An 18,453-nucleotide genomic window follows, 5' to 3' on the forward strand; every position below is an offset into this window, starting at 1 on the left:
GGCCCCTCCGCCGCGCCGGCGCCCGCGTCTCCCCTCCGTACGCGGGAGCCGGCGGCCCGTCCCGCTCAGCCCGCCGCGCCGAGCAGGGCCAGGGACCGTCCCGCCGCCGCGCCGAGACGGGGGTGCGGCAGCGCGGCCTCCAGGGCGGGACGGGCCCGGGGGTCTCCGAGGGCGCCGAGCCCTTCGACGCAGGCGAGACCGACCCGCCAGTGCGGGTCGGCGGCCGGGAGGCGCCGTTCGAGGACGGTGATCAGGGCCGGGACGGACTCGGGGGCGCGCAGCGCGGCGAGCAGCCGGACCGGCAGCAGGGCGTAGGCGGCGCGGAGTTCGTTGGTGGCGAGGGCGGCGGCCGCGCGGGCGGTGCGCGGGTCCCCGAGCCGGGTCAGGGCGTGGGCGGCGGTGACGCAGCGCTCGGGGTCGCGGTGGTTGAGGAGGAGGACGAGGGCCTCGAAGGCGCGTGGATCACCGGCGACGCCGAGGGCGTAGGCGGCGATCTCCCGGGCCCAGAGCGGCTGCCCGGGCGCGGTGAGGACGCGGTGCAGTTCCTCGGGGTCGCGGGTTTCCGCGAGCCGTTCGAATTCCGCCGGGACCTCTCCGCCCTCATTCTCGATCTCGTCGCGCAATCGATCGATCATCGAGCAGAATTCCGGGTCGTCGGCGCATTCCATGAATCCGAGCCTATCCGCGATCCAGATCACATCTTCTCGACTTCCCGGGACTGGCGCGCTCGTTACCCGCCGGTTAGTCTCGGGTGAGCGGGTCGACCCCCGCTTCTCACAACGGCCTGGTGACGCAGCCGTCGTGAGCGTTCGTCGGTTCGGCAGTTTCGACGTGGCTCCGGGACAGAGCCCGTCTCCCCTTTTCACCGGGCACCGCCCTTTCCCGGGCTCTCCCGTGTGTTCCTCCGCGATTCCTTTCGCGCGATTCAGCGGCACCACCCGCACGCACTGCCCTCAGTCGTCACTCTTCCTCCCTGGAGTCCCCTGATGGACACCCCTCTCTCCACCATCGCCGTCGTCGGCCTCGGCACCATGGGCACGGGCATCGCCGACGTCCTCGTCCGGGCCGGCCGCGAGGTCATCGGCATCGACATCAGCGACGTGGCCGCCGCACGGGCCGTCGCCGCCCTGGAGGCCTCCACCGCCCGCGCCGTGGCCCGCGAGCGGATCACCGAGGAGGAGCGGCAGGACGCGCTGGCCCGCTTCCGCACCTTCCCCGACCTCCGCGCGGCCTCCGAGGCGGACCTCGTGATCGAGGTCGTGCCGGAGTCGTACGAGGCGAAGCAGGAGGTCTTCCGGGCCCTCGACGGCATCGTCAGACCCGACGCGATCCTGGCCACCGGCACCAACGCGCTCTCCGTCACCCGGCTCGCCGCCGACTCGGCGCACCCCGAGCGGGTGCTCGGCCTGCACTTCTTCACCCCGGTCCAGGCGATGCGGCTGGTCGAGGTGGTCTCCTCCGTGCTGACCGACCCGCGGGCCGTCGAGGCCGTCACCCGGCTCGCCCAGGACCTCGGCAAGGAGCCGGTGGCGGTCGGGGACCGGGCCGGTTTCATCGCGGACGGGCTGCTCTTCGGCTACCTGAACCAGGCCGCCGCGATGTACGAGTCCAAGTACGCCTCCCGCGAGGACATCGACGCGGCGATGCGGCTGGGCTGCGGCCTGCCGATGGGCCCGCTGGCGCTGCTCGACCTGATCGGGATCGACACGGCCCGCACGGTCCTGGAGGCCATGTACTCCTCCTCGCACGACCGGCTGCACGCCCCCGCCCCGATCCTCAGGCAGCTCAGCGAGGCGGGCCTGACCGGCCGCAAGGCGGGCCGCGGCTTCTACACGTACGCGGCGCCGGGCTCCGGCGAGGTGGTGCGCGACGCGCTCACCCCGCTCGCCGCGGCGGAGGCCGGGGCCGGGCGCGAGGTCCGCTCGGTCGGCGTGGCCGGTTCGGGCACCATGGCCTCCGGCATCGCGGAGGTCTTCGCCAAGGCCGGGTACGGGGTCGTGCTCGCCGCCCGCTCCCAGGAGAAGGCGGACGCCGCCAAGGCCCGGATCGCCGGGTCCCTGGACCGTTCGGTCACCAGGGGCCGGATGACGGCCGAGGCCCGCGACACCGTCCTGGGCCTGATCACCCCGGCCGGCACGCTCGACGCCTTCGCCGACGTGGACCTGGCCGTCGAGGCGGTCGCGGAGGACCTGGAGGTCAAGCAGGAGCTGTTCGCGCGGCTCGACAAGGTCTGCAGGCCCGGCGCGGTGCTCGCCACCACGACCTCCTCCCTGCCGGTCGTGGCCTGCGCCCGGGCCACCACGCGCCCGCAGGACGTCATCGGGATGCACTTCTTCAACCCGGCGCCCGCGATGAAGCTGGTGGAGATCGTCCGCACGGTCCTGACCGGCGACGACGTCCACGCCACCGTCCGCGAGGTCACCACGAAGATCCGCAAGCACCCGGTGGACTGCGGCGACCGGGCCGGCTTCATCGTGAACGCGCTGCTCTTCCCGTACCTGAACAACGCGGTCAAGATGGTCCAGGAGCACTACGCGACCCTGGACGACATCGACGCCGCGATGAAGCTGGGCGGCGGCTACCCGATGGGTCCGTTCGAACTGCTCGACGTGGTCGGCCTCGACGTCTCGCTGGCGATCGAGCGGGTCCTGCACCGCGAGTTCCGCGACCCCGGCCTCGCTCCGGCCCCGCTCCTGGAGCACCTGGTGGCGGCGGGCTGCCTGGGCCGCAAGACGGGGCGCGGCTTCCGCGAACATGCCCGGCGCTGAACCCCGCACCCCCGGCTGGGGCGGGCTCCTGATCCCCCCGGGCACCCCCGGTGCCCCGGGGGGCTCCCCGCCCCCACCTGGGCACACGCCCACTCCGATGCAGTACGTTCGGACCATGTCCAAGGCCGCGAAGTCACCCCGTGCCACCTCCCCGTCCGACGCTCCGGAGAGCGCGGCGGGCACCCGCGCCGCCGCGCAGCGGCTCAAGATGCGCCGGGAGCTCGCCACCGCGGCGATGGAGCTCTTCGCGACCAAGGGGTACGAGGCCACCACGGTGGACGAGATCGCGGCCGCGGCCGGGGTCGCGCGGCGGACCTTCTTCCGCCACTTCCGCTCCAAGGAAGAGGCGATCTTCCCCGACCACGACGACACCCTGGTGCGGGCCGAGGCGGTCCTGAACGCCGCTCCGCCGCACGAGCACCCGCTCGACACGGTGTGCCGGGGCATCAAGGAGGTCATGAAGATGTACGCGGGGTCCCCCGCGGTCTCCGTGGAGCGCTACCGGCTCACCCGCGAGGTGCCGACGCTGCGGGAGCGGGAGATCGCCTCGGTGGCCCGCTACGAGCGGTTGTTCACCCGCTACCTCCTCGGCCACTTCGACGAGCGCGACCACCACGACGGCAACGACGACCCGCTGCTCGCCGAGGTGGCGGCCTCGGCGGTCGTCACCGCCCACAACCACGTGCTGCGCCGCTGGCTGCGGGCGGGCGGCGAGGGCGACGTGGAGGCCCAGCTCGACCACGCCTTCGCGATCGTCCGGGAGACCTTCGGGTCGGGCATGGACGCGGGCCGGCCGGGTTCGTCCTCCGCCGCCCCCCAGGACGGCTCCGCCCCGGCCGCCAGGGTCTCCGCCCGCGGTGACGTGGTGGTCGCCGTGGCCCGTACGGACGCGCCGCTCGACGAGGTCATGCGCTCCATCCAGCAGGCGCTCGGCACCACCTGATCCCCTCCGTCCCCCGGCACGTCGCGTGGGCCGTCCCCGATCCCGGGGGCGGCCCACGCGGCGTTCGCCCAGCTCGGAGCGGTTCGCACCCCTTTTTCGATCGATCATCGCTCATCTGTGACGGGCAGTTCGCATCCGAGTGAAATTACTGGCACGCAGTGCCTTGTCAGGTGACACGGCGTGCCATACGTTGAGGGTGTCCGGGCGGTCGGCGCGCAGAGACCACCTCGCGCGCCGGCTGTCCCCACGAGCCGGAGGCCCGTGCGCCCGGACGCCTGCGTCACAGGCAACCCCGCGCCCGACCGGCGCCGCGCCACCGCACCACCCAGCCGAACCGACGGCACACCTCCACAGCAGCAGCACTCCCCGTCGCAACCCCCAGGCGTCCTCCCCGGACGCTCACCGCCGGAGGCAACCCGTGAAGGAAATCCTGGACGCGATCCAGTCCTCGGACTCCACGTCCGCCGACTTCGCGAACATCCAGCTCCCCGAGTCGTACCGCGCCGTCACCGTCCACAAGGACGAGGCCGAGATGTTCGCCGGCCTCGCCAGCCGCGACAAGGACCCGCGCAAGTCGCTCCACCTCGACCAGGTCCCGCTGCCCGAGCTCGGCCCGGGCGAGGCGCTCGTCGCCGTCATGGCCTCCTCGGTCAACTACAACTCGGTGTGGACCTCGATCTTCGAGCCGGTGTCGACCTTCGGCTTCCTGGAGCGCTACGGCCGCCTCTCCGAGCTGACCAAGCGCCACGACCTGCCGTACCACGTCATCGGCTCCGACCTCGCGGGCGTCGTCCTGCGCACCGGCCCGGGCGTCAACTCCTGGAAGCCGGGCGACGAGGTCGTCGCGCACTGCCTCTCGGTCGAGCTGGAGTCCTCGGACGGCCACAACGACACGATGCTCGACCCCGAGCAGCGCATCTGGGGCTTCGAGACCAACTTCGGCGGCCTGGCGGAGATCGCCCTCGTCAAGTCCAACCAGCTGATGCCGAAGCCGGACCACCTGAGCTGGGAGGAGGCGGCGGCCCCGGGCCTCGTCAACTCCACCGCGTACCGCCAGCTGGTCTCCCGCAACGGCGCCGGCATGAAGCAGGGCGACAACGTCCTCATCTGGGGCGCCAGCGGCGGCCTCGGCTCGTACGCCACGCAGTTCGCCCTGGCCGGCGGCGCCAACCCGATCTGTGTCGTCTCCTCCCCCGAGAAGGCCGACATCTGCCGGTCCATGGGCGCCGAGGCGGTCATCGACCGCAACGCCGAGGGCTACAAGTTCTGGAAGGACGAGCACACCCAGGACCCGAAGGAGTGGAAGCGCTTCGGCAAGCGCATCCGCGAACTGACCGGCGGCGAGGACATCGACATCGTCTTCGAGCACCCGGGCCGCGAGACCTTCGGCGCCTCCGTGTACGTCACCCGCAAGGGCGGCACCATCACCACCTGCGCCTCCACCTCCGGCTACATGCACCAGTACGACAACCGCTACCTGTGGATGTCGCTCAAGCGGATCATCGGCTCGCACTTCGCGAACTACCGCGAGGCGTGGGAGGCCAACCGCCTGATCGCCAAGGGCAAGATCCACCCGACCCTGTCGAAGGTCTACTCCCTGGAGGAGACCGGCCAGGCCGCCTACGACGTCCACCGCAACCTCCACCAGGGCAAGGTCGGCGTCCTCGCCCTCGCGCCCCGGGAGGGCCTGGGCGTGCGCGACCCGGAGATGCGGGCCCAGCACATCGACGCCATCAACCGCTTCCGCAACATCTGAACCCGGGACCACAGATGACTGAGCGCCAGAAGGACCGGCCGTGGCTCATGCGGACGTACGCCGGTCACTCGACCGCCGAGGCGTCCAACGAGCTGTACCGGCGCAACCTCGCCAAGGGTCAGACCGGCCTCTCGGTCGCCTTCGACCTGCCGACGCAGACGGGCTACGATCCCGACCACGTCCTCGCCCGCGGCGAGGTAGGCCGGGTCGGGGTCCCCGTCTCGCACCTCGGCGACATGCGCCGGCTGTTCCAGGACATCCCCCTGGAGCAGATGAACACCTCGATGACGATCAACGCCACGGCGATGTGGCTCCTGGCGCTCTACCAGGTGGTCGCGGAGGAGCAGGGCGCGGACGTCACCCGGCTCCAGGGCACCACCCAGAACGACATCGTGAAGGAGTACCTGTCGCGCGGGACGCACGTCTTCCCGCCCGGCCCCTCCCTCCGCCTCACGACGGACATGATCACCTACACGGTGAACAGCATGCCGAAGTGGAACCCGATCAACATCTGCAGCTACCACCTGCAGGAGGCGGGGGCCACTCCGGTCCAGGAGATCTCGTACGCGATGTCCACCGCCATCGCGGTGCTCGACGCGGTCCGGGCCTCCGGCCAGGTCCCGGAGGACCGCTTCGGGGAGGTGGTCGCCCGCATCTCGTTCTTCGTGAACGCGGGCGTCCGCTTCATCGAGGAGATGTGCAAGATGCGCGCCTTCGGCCGCATCTGGGACACGATCACCCGCGAGCGGTACGGCATCGAGAACCCCAAGCAGCGCCGGTTCCGCTACGGCGTGCAGGTCAACTCGCTCGGCCTGACCGAGGCCCAGCCGGAGAACAACGTCCAGCGGATCGTCCTGGAGATGCTGGCCGTCACCCTCTCGAAGGACGCCCGCGCGCGGGCCGTCCAGCTCCCCGCCTGGAACGAGGCCCTGGGCCTGCCCCGGCCCTGGGACCAGCAGTGGTCCCTGCGCATCCAGCAGGTGCTCGCCCACGAGTCCGACCTGCTGGAGTACGAGGACATCTTCGCGGGCTCGCACGTGGTCGAGGCCAAGGTGGACGCCCTCGTCGAGGAGTGCCTGGCCGAGATCGACCGCATCCAGGAGATGGGCGGCGCGATGGCGGCCGTCGAGTCCGGCTACCTCAAGTCGCAGCTCGTCTCCTCGCACGCCGAGCGGCGCGCCCGGATCGAGGCCGGCGAGGAGAAGATCGTCGGCGTCAACATCTTCCAGGCGACCGAGGAGAACCCGCTCACCGCCGACCTGGACACCGCGATCATGACGGTGGACCCGGCGAACGAGGCACGGGTGGTCGCCGCCCTCCACGAGTGGCGCGACCGCCGCGACGAGGCCCGTGCCCAGGAGTCCCTGGCGAAGCTGAAGGCGACGGCGGCCGGCGACGGCAACCTCTTCGCCGCCACCCTGGAGTGCGCCCGCGCGGGCGTCACCACCGGGGAGTGGTCCTGGGCGCTGCGGGACGTCTTCGGCGAGTTCCGCGCCCCCACGGGCGTGTCCTCCGCCCCGGTCGCGGTGACGGCCGAGGCGGGCACGCCGCTGGCCCTGGTGCGGGAGAAGGTGGCGCGGACCGCCGGGGAGCTGGGCGCCGGGCGGCTGCGGCTGCTCGTCGGCAAGCCCGGTCTCGACGGGCACTCCAACGGGGCCGAGCAGATCGCCGTACGCGCGCGCGACGCCGGTTTCGAGGTGGTCTACCAGGGCATCCGGCTGACCCCCGAACAGATCGTCGACGCCGCCCTGGCCGAGGACGTGCACTGCGTGGGCCTGTCGATCCTCTCCGGCTCGCACGCCGAGCTGGTCCCGGACGTGCTCGGCCGCCTCCGCGAGGCGGGCGCGGCCGACATCCCCGTCGTCGTCGGCGGGATCATCCCGAACGCCGACGCGGCGGAACTGAGGCGCGCGGGCGTGGCCGCCGTCTTCACCCCGAAGGACTTCGGCATCACGGAGATCATCGGCCGTATCGTCGACGAGATCCGCAGAGCCAACAAGCTCAGCTCCCCCGAAAGTACGGAGGTCCCCGCATGACCAGCCCCGCGTCTCCCGTGAACCGGCTGCGCCCCCGCCGTTCCTGTCTGGCGGTCCCCGGCTCGAACCCGCGCTTCCTGGAGAAGGCCCAGGGCCTCGCCGCCGACCAGGTCTTCCTGGACCTGGAGGACGCCTGCGCCCCGCTGGCCAAGCCCGAGGCCCGGCACACCATCGTGAAGTTCCTGAACGAGGGCGACTGGACCGGCAAGACGCGCGTGGTCCGCGTCAACGACTGGACGACCCACTGGACGTACCGGGACGTCGTCACGGTCGTCGAGGGCGCCGGCCAGAACCTCGACTGCATCATGCTGCCGAAGGTCCAGGACGCGCAGCAGGTCGTCGCGCTGGACCTGCTGCTCACCCAGATCGAGAAGACGATGGGCTTCGAGGTCGGCAAGATCGGCATCGAGGCGCAGATCGAGAACGCGCAGGGCCTGAACAACGTCAACGCGATCGCGCGGGCCTCCCAGCGCGTCGAGACGATCATCTTCGGTCCGGCCGACTTCATGGCCTCCATCAACATGAAGTCGCTCGTCGTGGGCGAGCAGCCGCCCGGCTACCCGGCGGACGCGTACCACCACATCCTGATGAGCATCCTGATGGCCGCCCGCGCCAACAACCTCCAGGCGATCGACGGCCCCTACCTCCAGATCCGCAACCAGGAGGGCTACCGGGCCGTCGCGCGGCGTGCCGCCGCCCTGGGCTTCGACGGCAAGTGGGTGCTGCACCCGGACCAGGTCGCCGCCGCGAACGAGATCTTCTCGCCCTCGCAGGAGGACTACGACCACGCCGAGCTGATCCTCGACGCGTACGACTACTACACGTCCGAGGCCGGCGGGAAGAAGGGCTCCGCGATGCTCGGCGACGAGATGATCGACGAGGCCTCCCGCAAGATGGCCCTGGTCATCTCCGGCAAGGGCCGCGCCGCCGGCATGCGGCGTACCACCAAGTTCGAGATCCCGGAGGCCTGATCCCGATGCAGTTCGGCCGCACGTACGAGGAGTTCGAAGTCGGTGCCGTCTACAAGCACTGGCCCGGGAAGACGGTCACGGAGTACGACGACCACCTCTTCTGCCTGCTCACGATGAACCACCATCCGCTGCACATGGACGTGAACTACGCCGAGAACACGACGGACTTCGGCAGGAACGTCGTCGTCGGCAACTACGTCTACTCGCTGCTGCTCGGCATGTCCGTGCCGGACGTCTCCGGCAAGGCCATCGCCAACCTGGAGATCGAGTCGCTGCGGCACGTGGCGCCGACCTTCCACGGCGACACGATCTACGGCGAGACGACGGTCCTCGACAAGACCCCTTCGAAGTCGAAGAACGACCGCGGCATCGTGTACGTCGAGACCAAGGGCTACAAGCAGGACGGCACCCTGGTGTGCGTCTTCCGCCGCAAGGTGATGGTCCCCACCGAGACGTACGTCAAGGAGCGCGGCGGCGAGCAGCCCGGCCGCCCCACGCTCGTCGAGCCCTCCAAGAAGTCGGAGAAGTAGTCATGGCGCGACTCGCCCAGACCCACGGTCTGACCGATGTCCAGCAGGAGATCCTGGCCACCGTCCGCGACTTCGTGGACAAGGAGATCATCCCGGTCGCGACCGGCCTGGAGCACCGCGACGAGTACCCCCAGCAGATCGTGGACGGGCTCAAGGAGCTCGGCGTCTTCGGCCTGATGATCCCCGAGGAGTACGGGGGCCTGGGCGAGTCGCTGCTCACCTACGCGCTGTGCGTGGAGGAGATCGCCCGCGGCTGGATGTCGGTCTCCGGCATCATCAACACCCACTTCATCGTGGCGTACATGCTCAAGCAGCACGGCACGCAGGAGCAGAAGGAGTACTTCCTCCCCCGGATGGCGGCCGGCGAGACGCGCGGCGCGTTCTCGATGTCGGAGCCGGCCCTCGGGTCGGACGTGTCGGCCATCACCTCGAAGGCCGTCAGGGACGGTGACGAGTACGTCCTCAACGGCCAGAAGATGTGGCTGACGAACGGCGGCACCTCGTCGCTGGTGGCCGTTCTCGTCCGGAGTGACGAAGGACACCCGGAGGGCACCGCCCCGCACAAGTCGATGACGACCTTCCTCGTGGAGAAGGAGCCCGGCTTCGGAGAGGTCCGTCCGGGCCTCACCATCCCCGGGAAGATCGACAAGATGGGCTACAAGGGCGTCGACACGACCGAGCTCATCATGGACGGACTGCGTATTCCGGCCAATCGTGTGCTCGGCGGAGTCACCGGCCGGGGCTTCTACCAGATGATGGACGGCGTCGAGGTCGGACGCGTGAATGTGGCGGCGCGTGGGTGCGGCGTCGCTCAGCGTGCGTTCGAACTGGGCGTTTCGTACGCCCAGCAGCGCCACACCTTTGGCAAGGCCATCGCCCAGCACCAGGCGATCCAGTTCAAATTGGCCGAAATGGCTACCAAGGTCGAGGCCGCCCATGCCATGATGGTGAACGCAGCACGCAAAAAGGACTCCGGCGAACGAAACGACCTCGAAGCAGGGATGGCGAAGTACCTCGCCTCCGAGTACTGCAAGGAGGTCGTCGAGGACGCCTTCCGCATTCACGGCGGATACGGCTTCTCCAAGGAGTACGAGATCGAGCGCCTCTACCGGGAGGCTCCGATGCTGCTCATCGGCGAAGGTACCGCCGAGATCCAGAAAATGATCATTGGTCGCCGGTTGCTGGAGGAGTACCGATTCCAGGGTTGATTGTCGCTTTTGAGCCGGTTCGGCCGCGAAGAAGATCACACCCCGTGTTCGTCTTCCGGCCGCCGACTCGGTTCCTGGCTTGCCCAGTTGCGCCCCGCAACCGATAGCATCGCCGGAAAGCCGCCGTCCCCGTTGCCAGTGCGGCATCATCCGCTACGAAGGTCATCCATGCCCCACAGCCAAACCTCTGCACACCGCGACAGCCTCAAGGGCGTACGCCTCGCGCGCGGAGCATCGCCGTGGCTCCTGCCGACCGTCGCCACCGCGGCGCTCAGCCTCGTGCGCGCGCGCGGGTCGAGGCGCGCCGCGGCCATCGCCGTGCCGACCACCGCGCTCGCGGCCGGCATGCTGTGGTTCTTCCGCGACCCCGAGCGCGAGATCGCTCAGGGCCGGGTCATCTCCCCCGCCGACGGTGTGGTGCAGAGCATCATGCCGTGGAAGGACGGACGCACCCGGGTCGCCATCTTCATGAGCCCGCTGAACGTCCACGTCAACCGCGCGCCGCTGGCCGGCACGGTGACGTCCGTGGAGCACATCCCCGGCGGGTTCGTCCCGGCGTTCAACAAGGAGAGCGAGAACAACGAGCGCGTTGTCTGGCACTTCGACACCGAGCTCGGCGACATCGAGATGGTACAGATCGCGGGCGCCGTCGCCCGGCGCATCGTGCCGTACGTCCCGCAGGGGACGAAGGTGGAGCAGGGCGACCGCATCGGCCTGATCCGCTTCGGCTCGCGCGTCGACATCTACCTCCCCGAGGGCGTCGAGGTCGCGGTCGAGGTCGGCCAGGTCACCACAGCGGGGGTGACTCGCATTGACCGTGATTGATCCCGACACACAGACGGCCGACTGGGCCGCCGACGCCGAGGCGCGGGCGGCCGAGGAGGCCGAGGAGATGCCGTTGTCGCTGAGGCTGTCCATAGCGGACGCCCTCACGCTCGGTAACGCCACGTGCGGTTTCATGGCCGTGTACTTCACCACCACGGGCATCCTCATCCCGCACCTCACCGGCAGCAACGAGACCGGCATGGCGCGCAACAGCGCCGCCACCGCCGTGATCCTGATGCTGTGCGCGGCGGTCTTCGACCTCTTCGACGGGCTGGTGGCGCGCAAGCTCCGCAGCTCCCCGATGGGCGCCGAGCTCGACAACCTGTCGGACCTGATCAGCTTCGGTCTCGCCCCCGCCTACTTCGTGCTCGTGTACGGCATGGTCGCGGACGACGCGCAGCAGAAGGTCTCGGCCGTGGCCGCGATCGTGGTGCTGCTCGCGGTGGTGCTCAGGCTCGCGAGATTCTCCTGCGTGACGATGAAGGACGGCATGTTCCAGGGCATGCCGAGCCCCTTCGGGGCGCTGACGGTGGTCTCGATCGTGCTCCTGGAGCTGCCGTTCGTCCCGACGCTGCTCGCGATCATCGGGGTGGCCTGGCTGATGGTGAGCCGGGTCGAGTACCCGAAGCCGCGCGGTGTGCTCGCGGTGGCGATGCTCTGCTGGATCGTCGGCGCGATGGGCATGCTGGCCGCCTGGGCGTTCGACGCCCCGGGCGGGGCGTTCCTGCTCCAGACCGGCTGCGCCCTCCAGGTCGTCCTGGGCGCCGTGATCCCCCTCTTCGCGACGGCCCGCCGGGTGAACACCTTCCGCGGCAACCGGCGCGAGAGCCGGGAGGCGCGGGCGGCACAGCTGCCGTAGCGGACGGCGTACGAAAGGGCCCGGAAGGCGACTCGCCTTCCGGGCCCTTTCGCGTGGCCGGGGTTCACCCGAGGCGCTTGTAGTACAGCGTGGTGGGGCGCAGGACCCCGGCCGGGTCGGCGGCGAAGTCCGGGATCGTCCCGGCGGCCGTCCAGCCCGCGCCCCGGTAGAGGCGCTCGGCCGGGCTGCCGGTTTGGGTGTCCAGGACCAGCAGGGTCAGGCCGGTGGCGGCGGCGTGCGCCTCGGCCGCGGCGAGGAGGCTCCGGCCGAGGCCGCGGCCCCGCGCGGAACGGTGGACCAGGAGCCGGGCGATCTCTCCCCGGTGCCGACCGTTGGCGGTGGCGGTACGGACCAGGGTGACGGCCCCGACCGGGCGCCCCTCCCCGTCCCGGACCGCCCAGACGTCCCGGACGCCCCGCTCGGCCTCGCCGGCGGCCCCCGACCACCAGGAGGCCGCCTCGACGGGGTCCAGGGGCGCGCGGAAGCCCACGGAGGCCCCGTCGTCCACGGCGTCCACCAGGAGCGCGGCGAGCCCCTCCGGGGCGTGGGCGCGCACGGCGCCGGGAGTGAGGCGTTCGACGCGGCCGGCCGCCGGGGCTTCCCCGGCACGGAGGCGGCCGGGGCGCGAGCGGTCCCCGGAGAGCGGGGCCCCGGAGAGGGGATTCGTGGAGAGCGGGTCTCCGGAGAGCGGGTTCGTGGAGAGCGGGTGCATGGGACGAGCTTCACACCGCGTTGTTTCCGGGAGGTGACGTCCCTCTAAGCTGCGTCCATGCGCGTACTGGTCGCGGGCGCCACGGGCGCCGTGGGTCGCCGGCTCGTCCCCCTCCTGGAGGCGGCGGGCCACGAGGTCGTGGGCATCTCTCGGCACGGTCCGCGCCCGGTGGACGTGCTCGACGCCGGGGCGGTGCGGCGGGCGGTGGCCGGGGCCGCGCCGGACGCGGTGGTGCACCAGCTCACCGATCTGAGCGGGGCGGACGGGGCCGCCAACAACCGGGTCCGCGTCGAGGGCACCCGGAACCTGGTGGACGCGGCGCGCGCGGCGGGCGTCCGGCGGATCGTGGCGCAGTCGATCTCCTGGGCGTACGCCCCCGGAGACGGGCCCGCCGACGAGTCCGTGCCGCTGGACCCGGCGGAGGAGGCCCCCAGGGCCCGGATCGTCGCCGGGGTGCGCGCCCTGGAGTCGGCGGTGGCCGGGCTGCCGGAGGCCGTGGTCCTGCGGTACGGAATCCTCTACGGCCCCGGCACCTGGTACGCGCCGGGCGGCGCCGTCGCCGCCGCGCTCGCCGGGGACCCGGGGGCCCGGTTCCTGGGGAGCGTGGCGGCCGACGATTCGGTGAGCTCCTTCGTGCACGTGGCCGACGCCGCCGACGCCGCCGTGCGGGCCCTGGCCTGGCCCCCGGGGGCGTACAACGTGGTGGACGACGAGCCCGCGCCCGGTCACGCCTGGCTGCCGGTCCTGGCGGAGGCCCTGGGCGTCCCGGCCCCCGCGCGGACCGGGGGCCGGACGCCCTGGGCCCGGGGCGCCCTGAACGCCCGGGCCCGCGCGCTCGGCTGGGTCCCGGCCCGCCCGTCCTGGCGGACGGGCTTCGCCGACCAGGAGCGGTGACGGGCGCCTACGGCCTGTAGGTCTTCGCCGCGTCCGAGACGAAGGGCCGCCGGACCGTGCGCATGCCGCCGGGGACGGACTTGTCCGGCTGGACGATGACGGACTCGCGGGACGACGGCGCCTTCGGGTCGCCGAGGTCGTGGGTCATGCCGAAGCCGGCGTCGTACGCCGTCAGGGTGAGCAGCGCCCTGCCGACGCCCTCGCGGGTGAGGTCCTTGTCGGCGCAGGCCTTCTTCAGGGCCTCGCCGAAGACGCTCGCGGCGGTCCAGCCGGCGACGACGCCGTTGTCGAGGGTGTCGCCCGGGTGGGCGGCCCTGTAGTCGGCGACCAGCTTCTTCGCGACCGGGGTGTCCGCGCCGACGGGGAGGCTCGGGGAGGCGAACCAGTACATCTTCTCCAGGGCGGGACCGGCCTGGGTGCCGAGGAGCTGGGGGGCGAAGGCCGAGTTGTTGCCGACGACCGGGACCTTCAGACCGGTCGCGGCGGCCACGCCGACGAGGGAGGCGGCCTGGCGGGGGCCTGCGCTGACGACGACGGCCTTGACCCCGGCCCGCTTGAGCGCCGCGACCTGCGCGGACATGTCGTTGTCGGTGGGCTTGATCTTCTGCTCGACGACGGTCAGGCCCGCCTTGTCCGCCGCGTACTTCGATCCTTCGAGGGCGTTCTCTCCGTAGTCGCCCTCGAAGTAGACGTGCCCGAGCCGGTCGCCCTTCCGGAGCCCCTTCTCCTTGACGAGGAAGTCGACGGCGTTGATCGTCTCGATGTCGTACGTGGAGCCCAGGACGCGGATGTACGGCGAGCCGAGCAGCGAGGCCGACCAGGCCTGCGGCAGGACGAGGCCCTTGTCCCGGGTGTCGATGAGCTGCTTGACGGCGGCGACGAACGGGGAGCCGATAAACTGGGCGTAGCCGACGACCTTCGGCTCCAGCTCGGTGTAGGCGGCGAGGGCCTTCCGCGGGTCGTAGCCGTGGTCGCGGACCGTCAGTTCCAGGCGCCGGCCGCAGATCCCGCCGGCGGCGTTGACCTGCTTCACGTAGAGCTGCTGGGCCTGGGTGACGCTCTTGCCGAGCGTGGCGTACACGCCGGTCATGTCGGTGAGCGCGCCGAGCGCGATCGTGCCGTCGGTGACGCCCTCGCCGGTCCTCACCCCGTCCGCGCCGGTCCGCTTCCCGTCGCCGGTCTTCGCCTTGGAGCTGCATCCGGCGGCGGTGAGGGCGACCAGCGCGGCGAGCGCGGCGGCCAGGCCCCGCACGGCCTGTCGTCTGTGGTTCATCGTGTCTCCCCTGGGGGTTCGGTGGACGTGGGGGTCTCGGGGGTCCGGGCGGCGAGGCGGACGAGGCCGCCGGGCAGGAACAGCACGACCGCGACGACGGCGGCGCCGTACAGGTAGCGGGCGGCCTCCCCCGGCGCGATCCCGCCCGTCCCGGGCGCGGAGACCAGCGGCAGGGCGTCGCCGTACCGGGTGAGGAGCTGGGGCAGGAGGGCGACGAAGACGCCCCCGGCCACGGCGCCGGCGACCGAGCCGAGGCCGCCGATGACGATCATGGCCAGGTACTCGAGGGAGAGGGCCATGCCGAAGTACTCCGGCACGGTCCGCTGGAAGACCAGGGCGAGCAGGACTCCCGCCAGGCCCGCGTACATGGAGGAGAGGACGAAGACGGCGGCGCGGTGACGGGCCACGGGGACGCCCATGACGCCGGCGGCGATGCGGTGGTCCCGGATGGCGTTCATGGCGCGGCCGGGGCGGCCCCGGAGGACTCCCCCGGCGAAGAGCACCCCGGCGAGGAGCAGCGCGAGCCCCAGGTACCAGAGCTTCTCGACGGCGCCGAAGGGGACCTGGGCGACGAGCACCTCGGTGTCGTCGAAGGAGAGGCCGAAGAGGGAGAGCGGCGGGACGGCGCGGCCGTTGTAGCCCCCGGTGAGGTCGTGGGCGTTGAAGAGCACGTGCTGCCCGATGAAGATCAGGGCGAGGGTGGCGATGCCGAGGTACGCGCCGTGCAGCCGTCCCGCGATGGGGCTGAACACCCCGCCCGCGAGGCCGGCGAGGACGACCGCGAGGACGGCGGCGAGCCAGCCGGGCAGACCGAGGCCGGTGAGGCCGTCGCCGCCGTCCCCGGCGAAGGCGCAGTAGCCGTAGGCGCCGACGGCGAGGAAGAAGGCGTGCCCCATCGAGAGCTGGCCGGTGGCACCGGTCAGCAGGTTGATCCCGACGGCGCCGAGGGCGGCGGCCATGGCGAACAGGCCGGCCTGGAGCCAGAAGCGGTCCAGGTAGAAGGGCAGGGCGAGCAGGACGAGGCCGGCGGCGGCCCCTCCGTAGAGCGCGGGGCGGCCCCGGAGGCGGGCGCGGGCGGGGGCCCCGGACGCGGCGGGACGCTCCGTGCCGGCGGGGCGGGCGGGGGTCTCAGACACGGGCGGGCTCCTTCGTGCCGAAGAGTCCGGCCGGGCGGACCAGGAGCACGGCGACCATGACGAGGTACGGGGCGAGGTCGCCGATCCCCCGGCCGAGGAACGCCAGGTCGCCCTGGTAGCCGGTGACCAGGGACTCGGTGACGCCGACGAGGAGGCCTCCGACGAGGGCGCCCGTGGTCGAGTCGAGGCCCCCGAGGATCGCGGCCGGGAACGCCTTGAGGGCGGCGAGCGAGGTGGCCCGTTCCAGACCGGGGGTCGGGAAGACGGTGAGGAAGAGCGCGGCGACGGCGGCGAGACCGCCGGCGACCGCCCAGGCGCCGAGCGAGACCCGGCCGAGCCGGATGCCCATGAGCGCGGCGGTCTCCCGGCTCTCGGCGGCGGCCCGCATGGCGACGCCCCAGGAGGTGTACCGGAAGGCGAGCAGGAAGGCGGTGATGAGGAGGGCCGCCGCGAGGAGGGCGGCGATCCGGGTCTGGGCGACGGTGACCGGTCCGGCGGTGACGACGGCGTCGCCCCAGGGGTCCCCCAGGGGGAGGATGTCGGTGCCGATCCGGCGGGTCAGTTCGGTGGCGAGCAGGATGTCGACGCCGATGGTGACGATGGCGAGGACGCTGTGGTCGGAGCCCCGGTGACGGCGCATGACGAGGAACTCGACGGCCGCGCCGACCGCCGCCGCGCCGGCGACGCCGGCGAGCAGCGCGGGCCAGAAGCCGATCTCGTCGTGGAGCACGGCGGTGACGTAGCCGCCGGCCAGGAGGAGGGAGGCGTGGGCGAAGTTGACGACCTCCGTGGCACGGAAGATGACGACGAAGCCGAGGGCGACGAGGGCGTAGATCGAGCCCAGCGAGACGCCGTTGATCAGGAACTCCGCGAAGGTGCTCACGCGGCGGGCTCCTCTCCGAGGTAGGCGCGGACGACCGCCGGGTCGCCCTGCACGTCGGCGGGTGCCCCGTCGGCGATCCGGCGGCCGAAGTCGAGGACGGTGACGGAGTCGGCGAGCCGCATCACCAGGCCCATGTCGTGCTCGACGAGGAGCACCGAGATGCCCAGGCCGTCGCGGACCCCGGCGATGACGGAGGCGGTCCGGCGCCGTTCGTCGGCGGTCATCCCGGCGACGGGCTCGTCGAGGAGCAGGAGGGCGGGCTCCGTGCAGAGGGCGCGGGCGAGTTCGGCGAGCTTCTGCTGCCCGTACGGGAGGGAGCCCGCGGGGCTGGCGAGCTGCCGCTCCAGGCCGACGAAGGCCGCGATCTCCCGGACCCTGGCCCGGTGCCGGGCCTCCTCGCGGACGGCGGAGGGGAGCCGGAGCCCGGCGGCGAGGAAGCCGGTGCGGGTGAGCCGGTGGCGGCCGAGCATCAGGCTGTCCTCGACGGTGGCGCGGGGCGGCAGGGCCAGGTTCTGGAAGATCCGGCCGACGCCCAGGTCCGCGATCCGGTGCGGGGGCAGGCCGGTCAGTTCGTGCGGACCGAGGCGCACGGAGCCCGAGGTGGCGCGGTAGACGCCGGAGAGCACGTTGAAGCAGGTGGACTTGCCGGCCCCGTTGGGGCCGATGAGGGCGTGGACGGTGCCGGGCCGGACGGTGAAGCCGACGGCGTCGAGGGCGGTGAGCCCGGCGAACCGGACGGTGAGGTCGCGGACGTGGAGGGCGGGGGGCGGTCCGGTTCCGGACGTGCCGGGCCGGGGGGACGGGGTCATCGGGTCTCCTCCCAGCGGGACAGGACCGGAGGGGCGGTGGCGGCGCGGGCCGCGTCGGCGGCGGCGTCCTCGTCGACCACGCCCAGGTAGCGGCGGCGCACCTCGTCGGAGGCGGCGAGTTCGGCGGCGGGACCGGAGAGGGTGACCTCGCCGACCTCCAGGACGTACGCGAGGGAGGCGAGGCGCAGCGCGAGCGCCGCGTTCTGCTCGACGAGGAGCACGGCGGTTCCCTGGGCGTTGATCTCCCGGACGGCGTCCGCGATCCGGGCCGCCATCAGCGGGGCGAGACCGAGGGAGGGTTCGTCCAGGAGGAGCAGGCCGGGCGCGGCCATCAGGGCGCGGCCGACGGCGAGCATCTGCTGTTCGCCGCCGGAGAGCAGTCCGGCCGGCTGGCGGGCGCGCTCGGCGAGGACCGGGAAGAGGTCGTGGACCCGGCGGAGGGCCGCGGCCCTGGCGGCCCGGCCGCCCCGGCTGCCGAGCGCGCCGGCGCGCAGGTTGTCCTCGACCGTCATCCGGGCGAAGACCTGGCGGCCCTCGGGCACCTGGGAGACCCCGGCGGCGACGATCCGGTCGGGCGGCAGCCCGTCGAGCGGCCGTCCGTCGCGGCTCACCGTGCCGGAGACCACGCCGCCGCCGTGGAACCGCAGGGTGCGCGAGACGGCCCGCAGCAGGGTCGACTTGCCGGCCCCGTTGGCGCCCAGGACGGTGACGACGGCGCCCGCCGGGACGGTCAGCGACACCCGGCGCAGCGCGCGCACCGGGCCGTATCCCGCCGTCAGGTCCGTGACCTCCAGGGCGGGTGCGGTACCTCCCATGTCTCCCCCTTCGCCGGGCGCCCTCGTCGGCCCGG

General features: G+C 72.3%; 17 protein-coding genes. 10 read left to right on the top strand and 7 right to left on the bottom strand.

Features of this window, described 5'->3' with window-relative positions; translation table 11 throughout:
* Positions 1 to 65: 65 nt before the first annotated feature.
* Positions 66 to 668, bottom strand: a complete 603-nt coding sequence (locus ACZ3IL_RS14740; RefSeq protein WP_467390217.1) for a HEAT repeat domain-containing protein — start codon at positions 666 to 668, stop codon at positions 66 to 68.
* Between the two features lie 318 nt (positions 669 to 986).
* On the opposite strand from ACZ3IL_RS14740, the gene ACZ3IL_RS14745 reads away from it, so the two are divergent.
* The 9 genes from ACZ3IL_RS14745 to pssA all read left to right on the top strand — a co-directional run bounded on the left by ACZ3IL_RS14745 (position 987) and on the right by pssA (position 11,896).
* Positions 987 to 2,768, top strand: coding sequence for a 3-hydroxyacyl-CoA dehydrogenase family protein (locus ACZ3IL_RS14745; RefSeq protein WP_467390219.1), 1,782 nt, complete (start codon positions 987 to 989; stop codon positions 2,766 to 2,768).
* 115 nt (positions 2,769 to 2,883) lie between these two features.
* Positions 2,884 to 3,711, top strand: a complete 828-nt coding sequence (locus ACZ3IL_RS14750; protein WP_467390221.1) for a TetR family transcriptional regulator — start codon at positions 2,884 to 2,886, stop codon at positions 3,709 to 3,711.
* A 418-nt stretch (positions 3,712 to 4,129) separates the two neighbouring features.
* Positions 4,130 to 5,467 (top strand): crotonyl-CoA carboxylase/reductase, encoded by a 1,338-nt coding sequence (gene ccrA, locus ACZ3IL_RS14755; protein WP_467390223.1) that lies wholly within the window; start codon positions 4,130 to 4,132, stop codon positions 5,465 to 5,467.
* A 14-nt stretch (positions 5,468 to 5,481) separates the two neighbouring features.
* Positions 5,482 to 7,503, top strand: coding sequence for a protein meaA (locus ACZ3IL_RS14760; RefSeq protein WP_467390224.1), 2,022 nt, complete (start codon positions 5,482 to 5,484; stop codon positions 7,501 to 7,503).
* Entirely contained in the window at positions 7,500 to 8,474 is a 975-nt protein-coding gene (locus ACZ3IL_RS14765; RefSeq protein WP_467390225.1) for an HpcH/HpaI aldolase/citrate lyase family protein, read from the top strand. The genes ACZ3IL_RS14760 and ACZ3IL_RS14765 overlap by 4 nt, the downstream gene beginning before the upstream one ends.
* Before the next feature lie 5 nt (positions 8,475 to 8,479).
* On the top strand, positions 8,480 to 9,004 hold the full coding sequence (locus tag ACZ3IL_RS14770) for a MaoC family dehydratase (RefSeq protein ID WP_467390227.1): 525 nt from the start codon (positions 8,480 to 8,482) through the stop codon (positions 9,002 to 9,004).
* 2 nt (positions 9,005 to 9,006) lie between these two features.
* Positions 9,007 to 10,212 (top strand): acyl-CoA dehydrogenase family protein, encoded by a 1,206-nt coding sequence (locus ACZ3IL_RS14775; RefSeq protein WP_388695927.1) that lies wholly within the window; start codon positions 9,007 to 9,009, stop codon positions 10,210 to 10,212.
* A 168-nt stretch (positions 10,213 to 10,380) separates the two neighbouring features.
* Positions 10,381 to 11,037 (top strand): phosphatidylserine decarboxylase, encoded by a 657-nt coding sequence (locus tag ACZ3IL_RS14780; protein ID WP_388695929.1) that lies wholly within the window; start codon positions 10,381 to 10,383, stop codon positions 11,035 to 11,037.
* A complete protein-coding gene (pssA, locus tag ACZ3IL_RS14785; RefSeq protein ID WP_467390231.1) occupies positions 11,030 to 11,896 on the top strand; it encodes a CDP-diacylglycerol--serine O-phosphatidyltransferase in 867 nt (288 codons plus the stop codon). Before ACZ3IL_RS14780 ends, pssA begins: the two co-directional genes overlap by 8 nt.
* A gap of 64 nt (positions 11,897 to 11,960) precedes the next feature.
* On the opposite strand, the gene ACZ3IL_RS14790 is transcribed toward pssA, so the two are convergent.
* Positions 11,961 to 12,608 carry a GNAT family N-acetyltransferase gene (locus ACZ3IL_RS14790; RefSeq protein ID WP_467390233.1) on the bottom strand — a complete coding sequence of 216 codons (648 nt, stop codon included), beginning with the start codon at positions 12,606 to 12,608 and terminating at the stop codon, positions 11,961 to 11,963.
* A gap of 57 nt (positions 12,609 to 12,665) precedes the next feature.
* Here ACZ3IL_RS14790 and ACZ3IL_RS14795 point away from each other — a divergent pair, with 57 nt between their 5' ends.
* Positions 12,666 to 13,502, top strand: coding sequence for an NAD-dependent epimerase/dehydratase family protein (locus ACZ3IL_RS14795; RefSeq protein ID WP_467390236.1), 837 nt, complete (start codon positions 12,666 to 12,668; stop codon positions 13,500 to 13,502).
* Between the two features lie 7 nt (positions 13,503 to 13,509).
* On the opposite strand, the gene ACZ3IL_RS14800 is transcribed toward ACZ3IL_RS14795, so the two are convergent.
* The 5 genes from ACZ3IL_RS14800 to ACZ3IL_RS14820 are packed head-to-tail and all read right to left on the bottom strand — an operon-like array spanning position 13,510 to position 18,418.
* Complete coding sequence (locus ACZ3IL_RS14800) at positions 13,510 to 14,775, bottom strand: ABC transporter substrate-binding protein (protein ID WP_467390239.1); 1,266 nt, start codon at positions 14,773 to 14,775, stop codon at positions 13,510 to 13,512.
* The gene (locus ACZ3IL_RS14805; protein ID WP_467390241.1) at positions 14,772 to 15,911 is read right to left on the bottom strand and encodes a branched-chain amino acid ABC transporter permease; all 1,140 of its coding nucleotides are present in this window, start codon (positions 15,909 to 15,911) and stop codon (positions 14,772 to 14,774) included. The genes ACZ3IL_RS14800 and ACZ3IL_RS14805 overlap by 4 nt, the downstream gene beginning before the upstream one ends.
* Positions 15,904 to 16,794 carry a branched-chain amino acid ABC transporter permease gene (locus ACZ3IL_RS14810; protein ID WP_467390243.1) on the bottom strand — a complete coding sequence of 297 codons (891 nt, stop codon included), beginning with the start codon at positions 16,792 to 16,794 and terminating at the stop codon, positions 15,904 to 15,906. Before ACZ3IL_RS14810 ends, ACZ3IL_RS14805 begins: the two co-directional genes overlap by 8 nt.
* Positions 16,791 to 17,603 (bottom strand): ABC transporter ATP-binding protein, encoded by an 813-nt coding sequence (locus ACZ3IL_RS14815; protein ID WP_467390245.1) that lies wholly within the window; start codon positions 17,601 to 17,603, stop codon positions 16,791 to 16,793. The genes ACZ3IL_RS14810 and ACZ3IL_RS14815 overlap by 4 nt, the downstream gene beginning before the upstream one ends.
* Complete coding sequence (locus tag ACZ3IL_RS14820) at positions 17,600 to 18,418, bottom strand: ABC transporter ATP-binding protein (RefSeq protein WP_467390247.1); 819 nt, start codon at positions 18,416 to 18,418, stop codon at positions 17,600 to 17,602. The genes ACZ3IL_RS14815 and ACZ3IL_RS14820 overlap by 4 nt, the downstream gene beginning before the upstream one ends.
* Between the last annotated feature and the right edge of the window lie 35 nt (positions 18,419 to 18,453).

This window comes from Streptomyces sp. NPDC014907 (assembly GCF_055562975.1).

Excerpts from the sequence above, each read along its gene's own strand:
- ACZ3IL_RS14740 (WP_467390217.1), bottom strand. The coding sequence starts at position 668 with ATGGAATGCGCCGACGACCCGGAATTCTGCTCGATGATCGATCGATTG.
- ACZ3IL_RS14745 (WP_467390219.1), top strand. The coding sequence starts at position 987 with ATGGACACCCCTCTCTCCACCATCGCCGTCGTCGGCCTCGGCACCATG.
- ACZ3IL_RS14750 (WP_467390221.1), top strand. The coding sequence starts at position 2,884 with ATGTCCAAGGCCGCGAAGTCACCCCGTGCCACCTCCCCGTCCGACGCT.
- ACZ3IL_RS14760 (WP_467390224.1), top strand. The coding sequence starts at position 5,482 with ATGACTGAGCGCCAGAAGGACCGGCCGTGGCTCATGCGGACGTACGCC.
- ACZ3IL_RS14765 (WP_467390225.1), top strand. The coding sequence starts at position 7,500 with ATGACCAGCCCCGCGTCTCCCGTGAACCGGCTGCGCCCCCGCCGTTCC.
- ACZ3IL_RS14770 (WP_467390227.1), top strand. The coding sequence starts at position 8,480 with ATGCAGTTCGGCCGCACGTACGAGGAGTTCGAAGTCGGTGCCGTCTAC.
- ACZ3IL_RS14775 (WP_388695927.1), top strand. The coding sequence starts at position 9,007 with ATGGCGCGACTCGCCCAGACCCACGGTCTGACCGATGTCCAGCAGGAG.
- ACZ3IL_RS14780 (WP_388695929.1), top strand. The coding sequence starts at position 10,381 with ATGCCCCACAGCCAAACCTCTGCACACCGCGACAGCCTCAAGGGCGTA.
- ACZ3IL_RS14790 (WP_467390233.1), bottom strand. The coding sequence starts at position 12,608 with ATGCACCCGCTCTCCACGAACCCGCTCTCCGGAGACCCGCTCTCCACG.
- ACZ3IL_RS14795 (WP_467390236.1), top strand. The coding sequence starts at position 12,666 with ATGCGCGTACTGGTCGCGGGCGCCACGGGCGCCGTGGGTCGCCGGCTC.
- ACZ3IL_RS14800 (WP_467390239.1), bottom strand. The coding sequence starts at position 14,775 with ATGAACCACAGACGACAGGCCGTGCGGGGCCTGGCCGCCGCGCTCGCC.
- ACZ3IL_RS14815 (WP_467390245.1), bottom strand. The coding sequence starts at position 17,603 with ATGACCCCGTCCCCCCGGCCCGGCACGTCCGGAACCGGACCGCCCCCC.
- ACZ3IL_RS14820 (WP_467390247.1), bottom strand. The coding sequence starts at position 18,418 with ATGGGAGGTACCGCACCCGCCCTGGAGGTCACGGACCTGACGGCGGGA.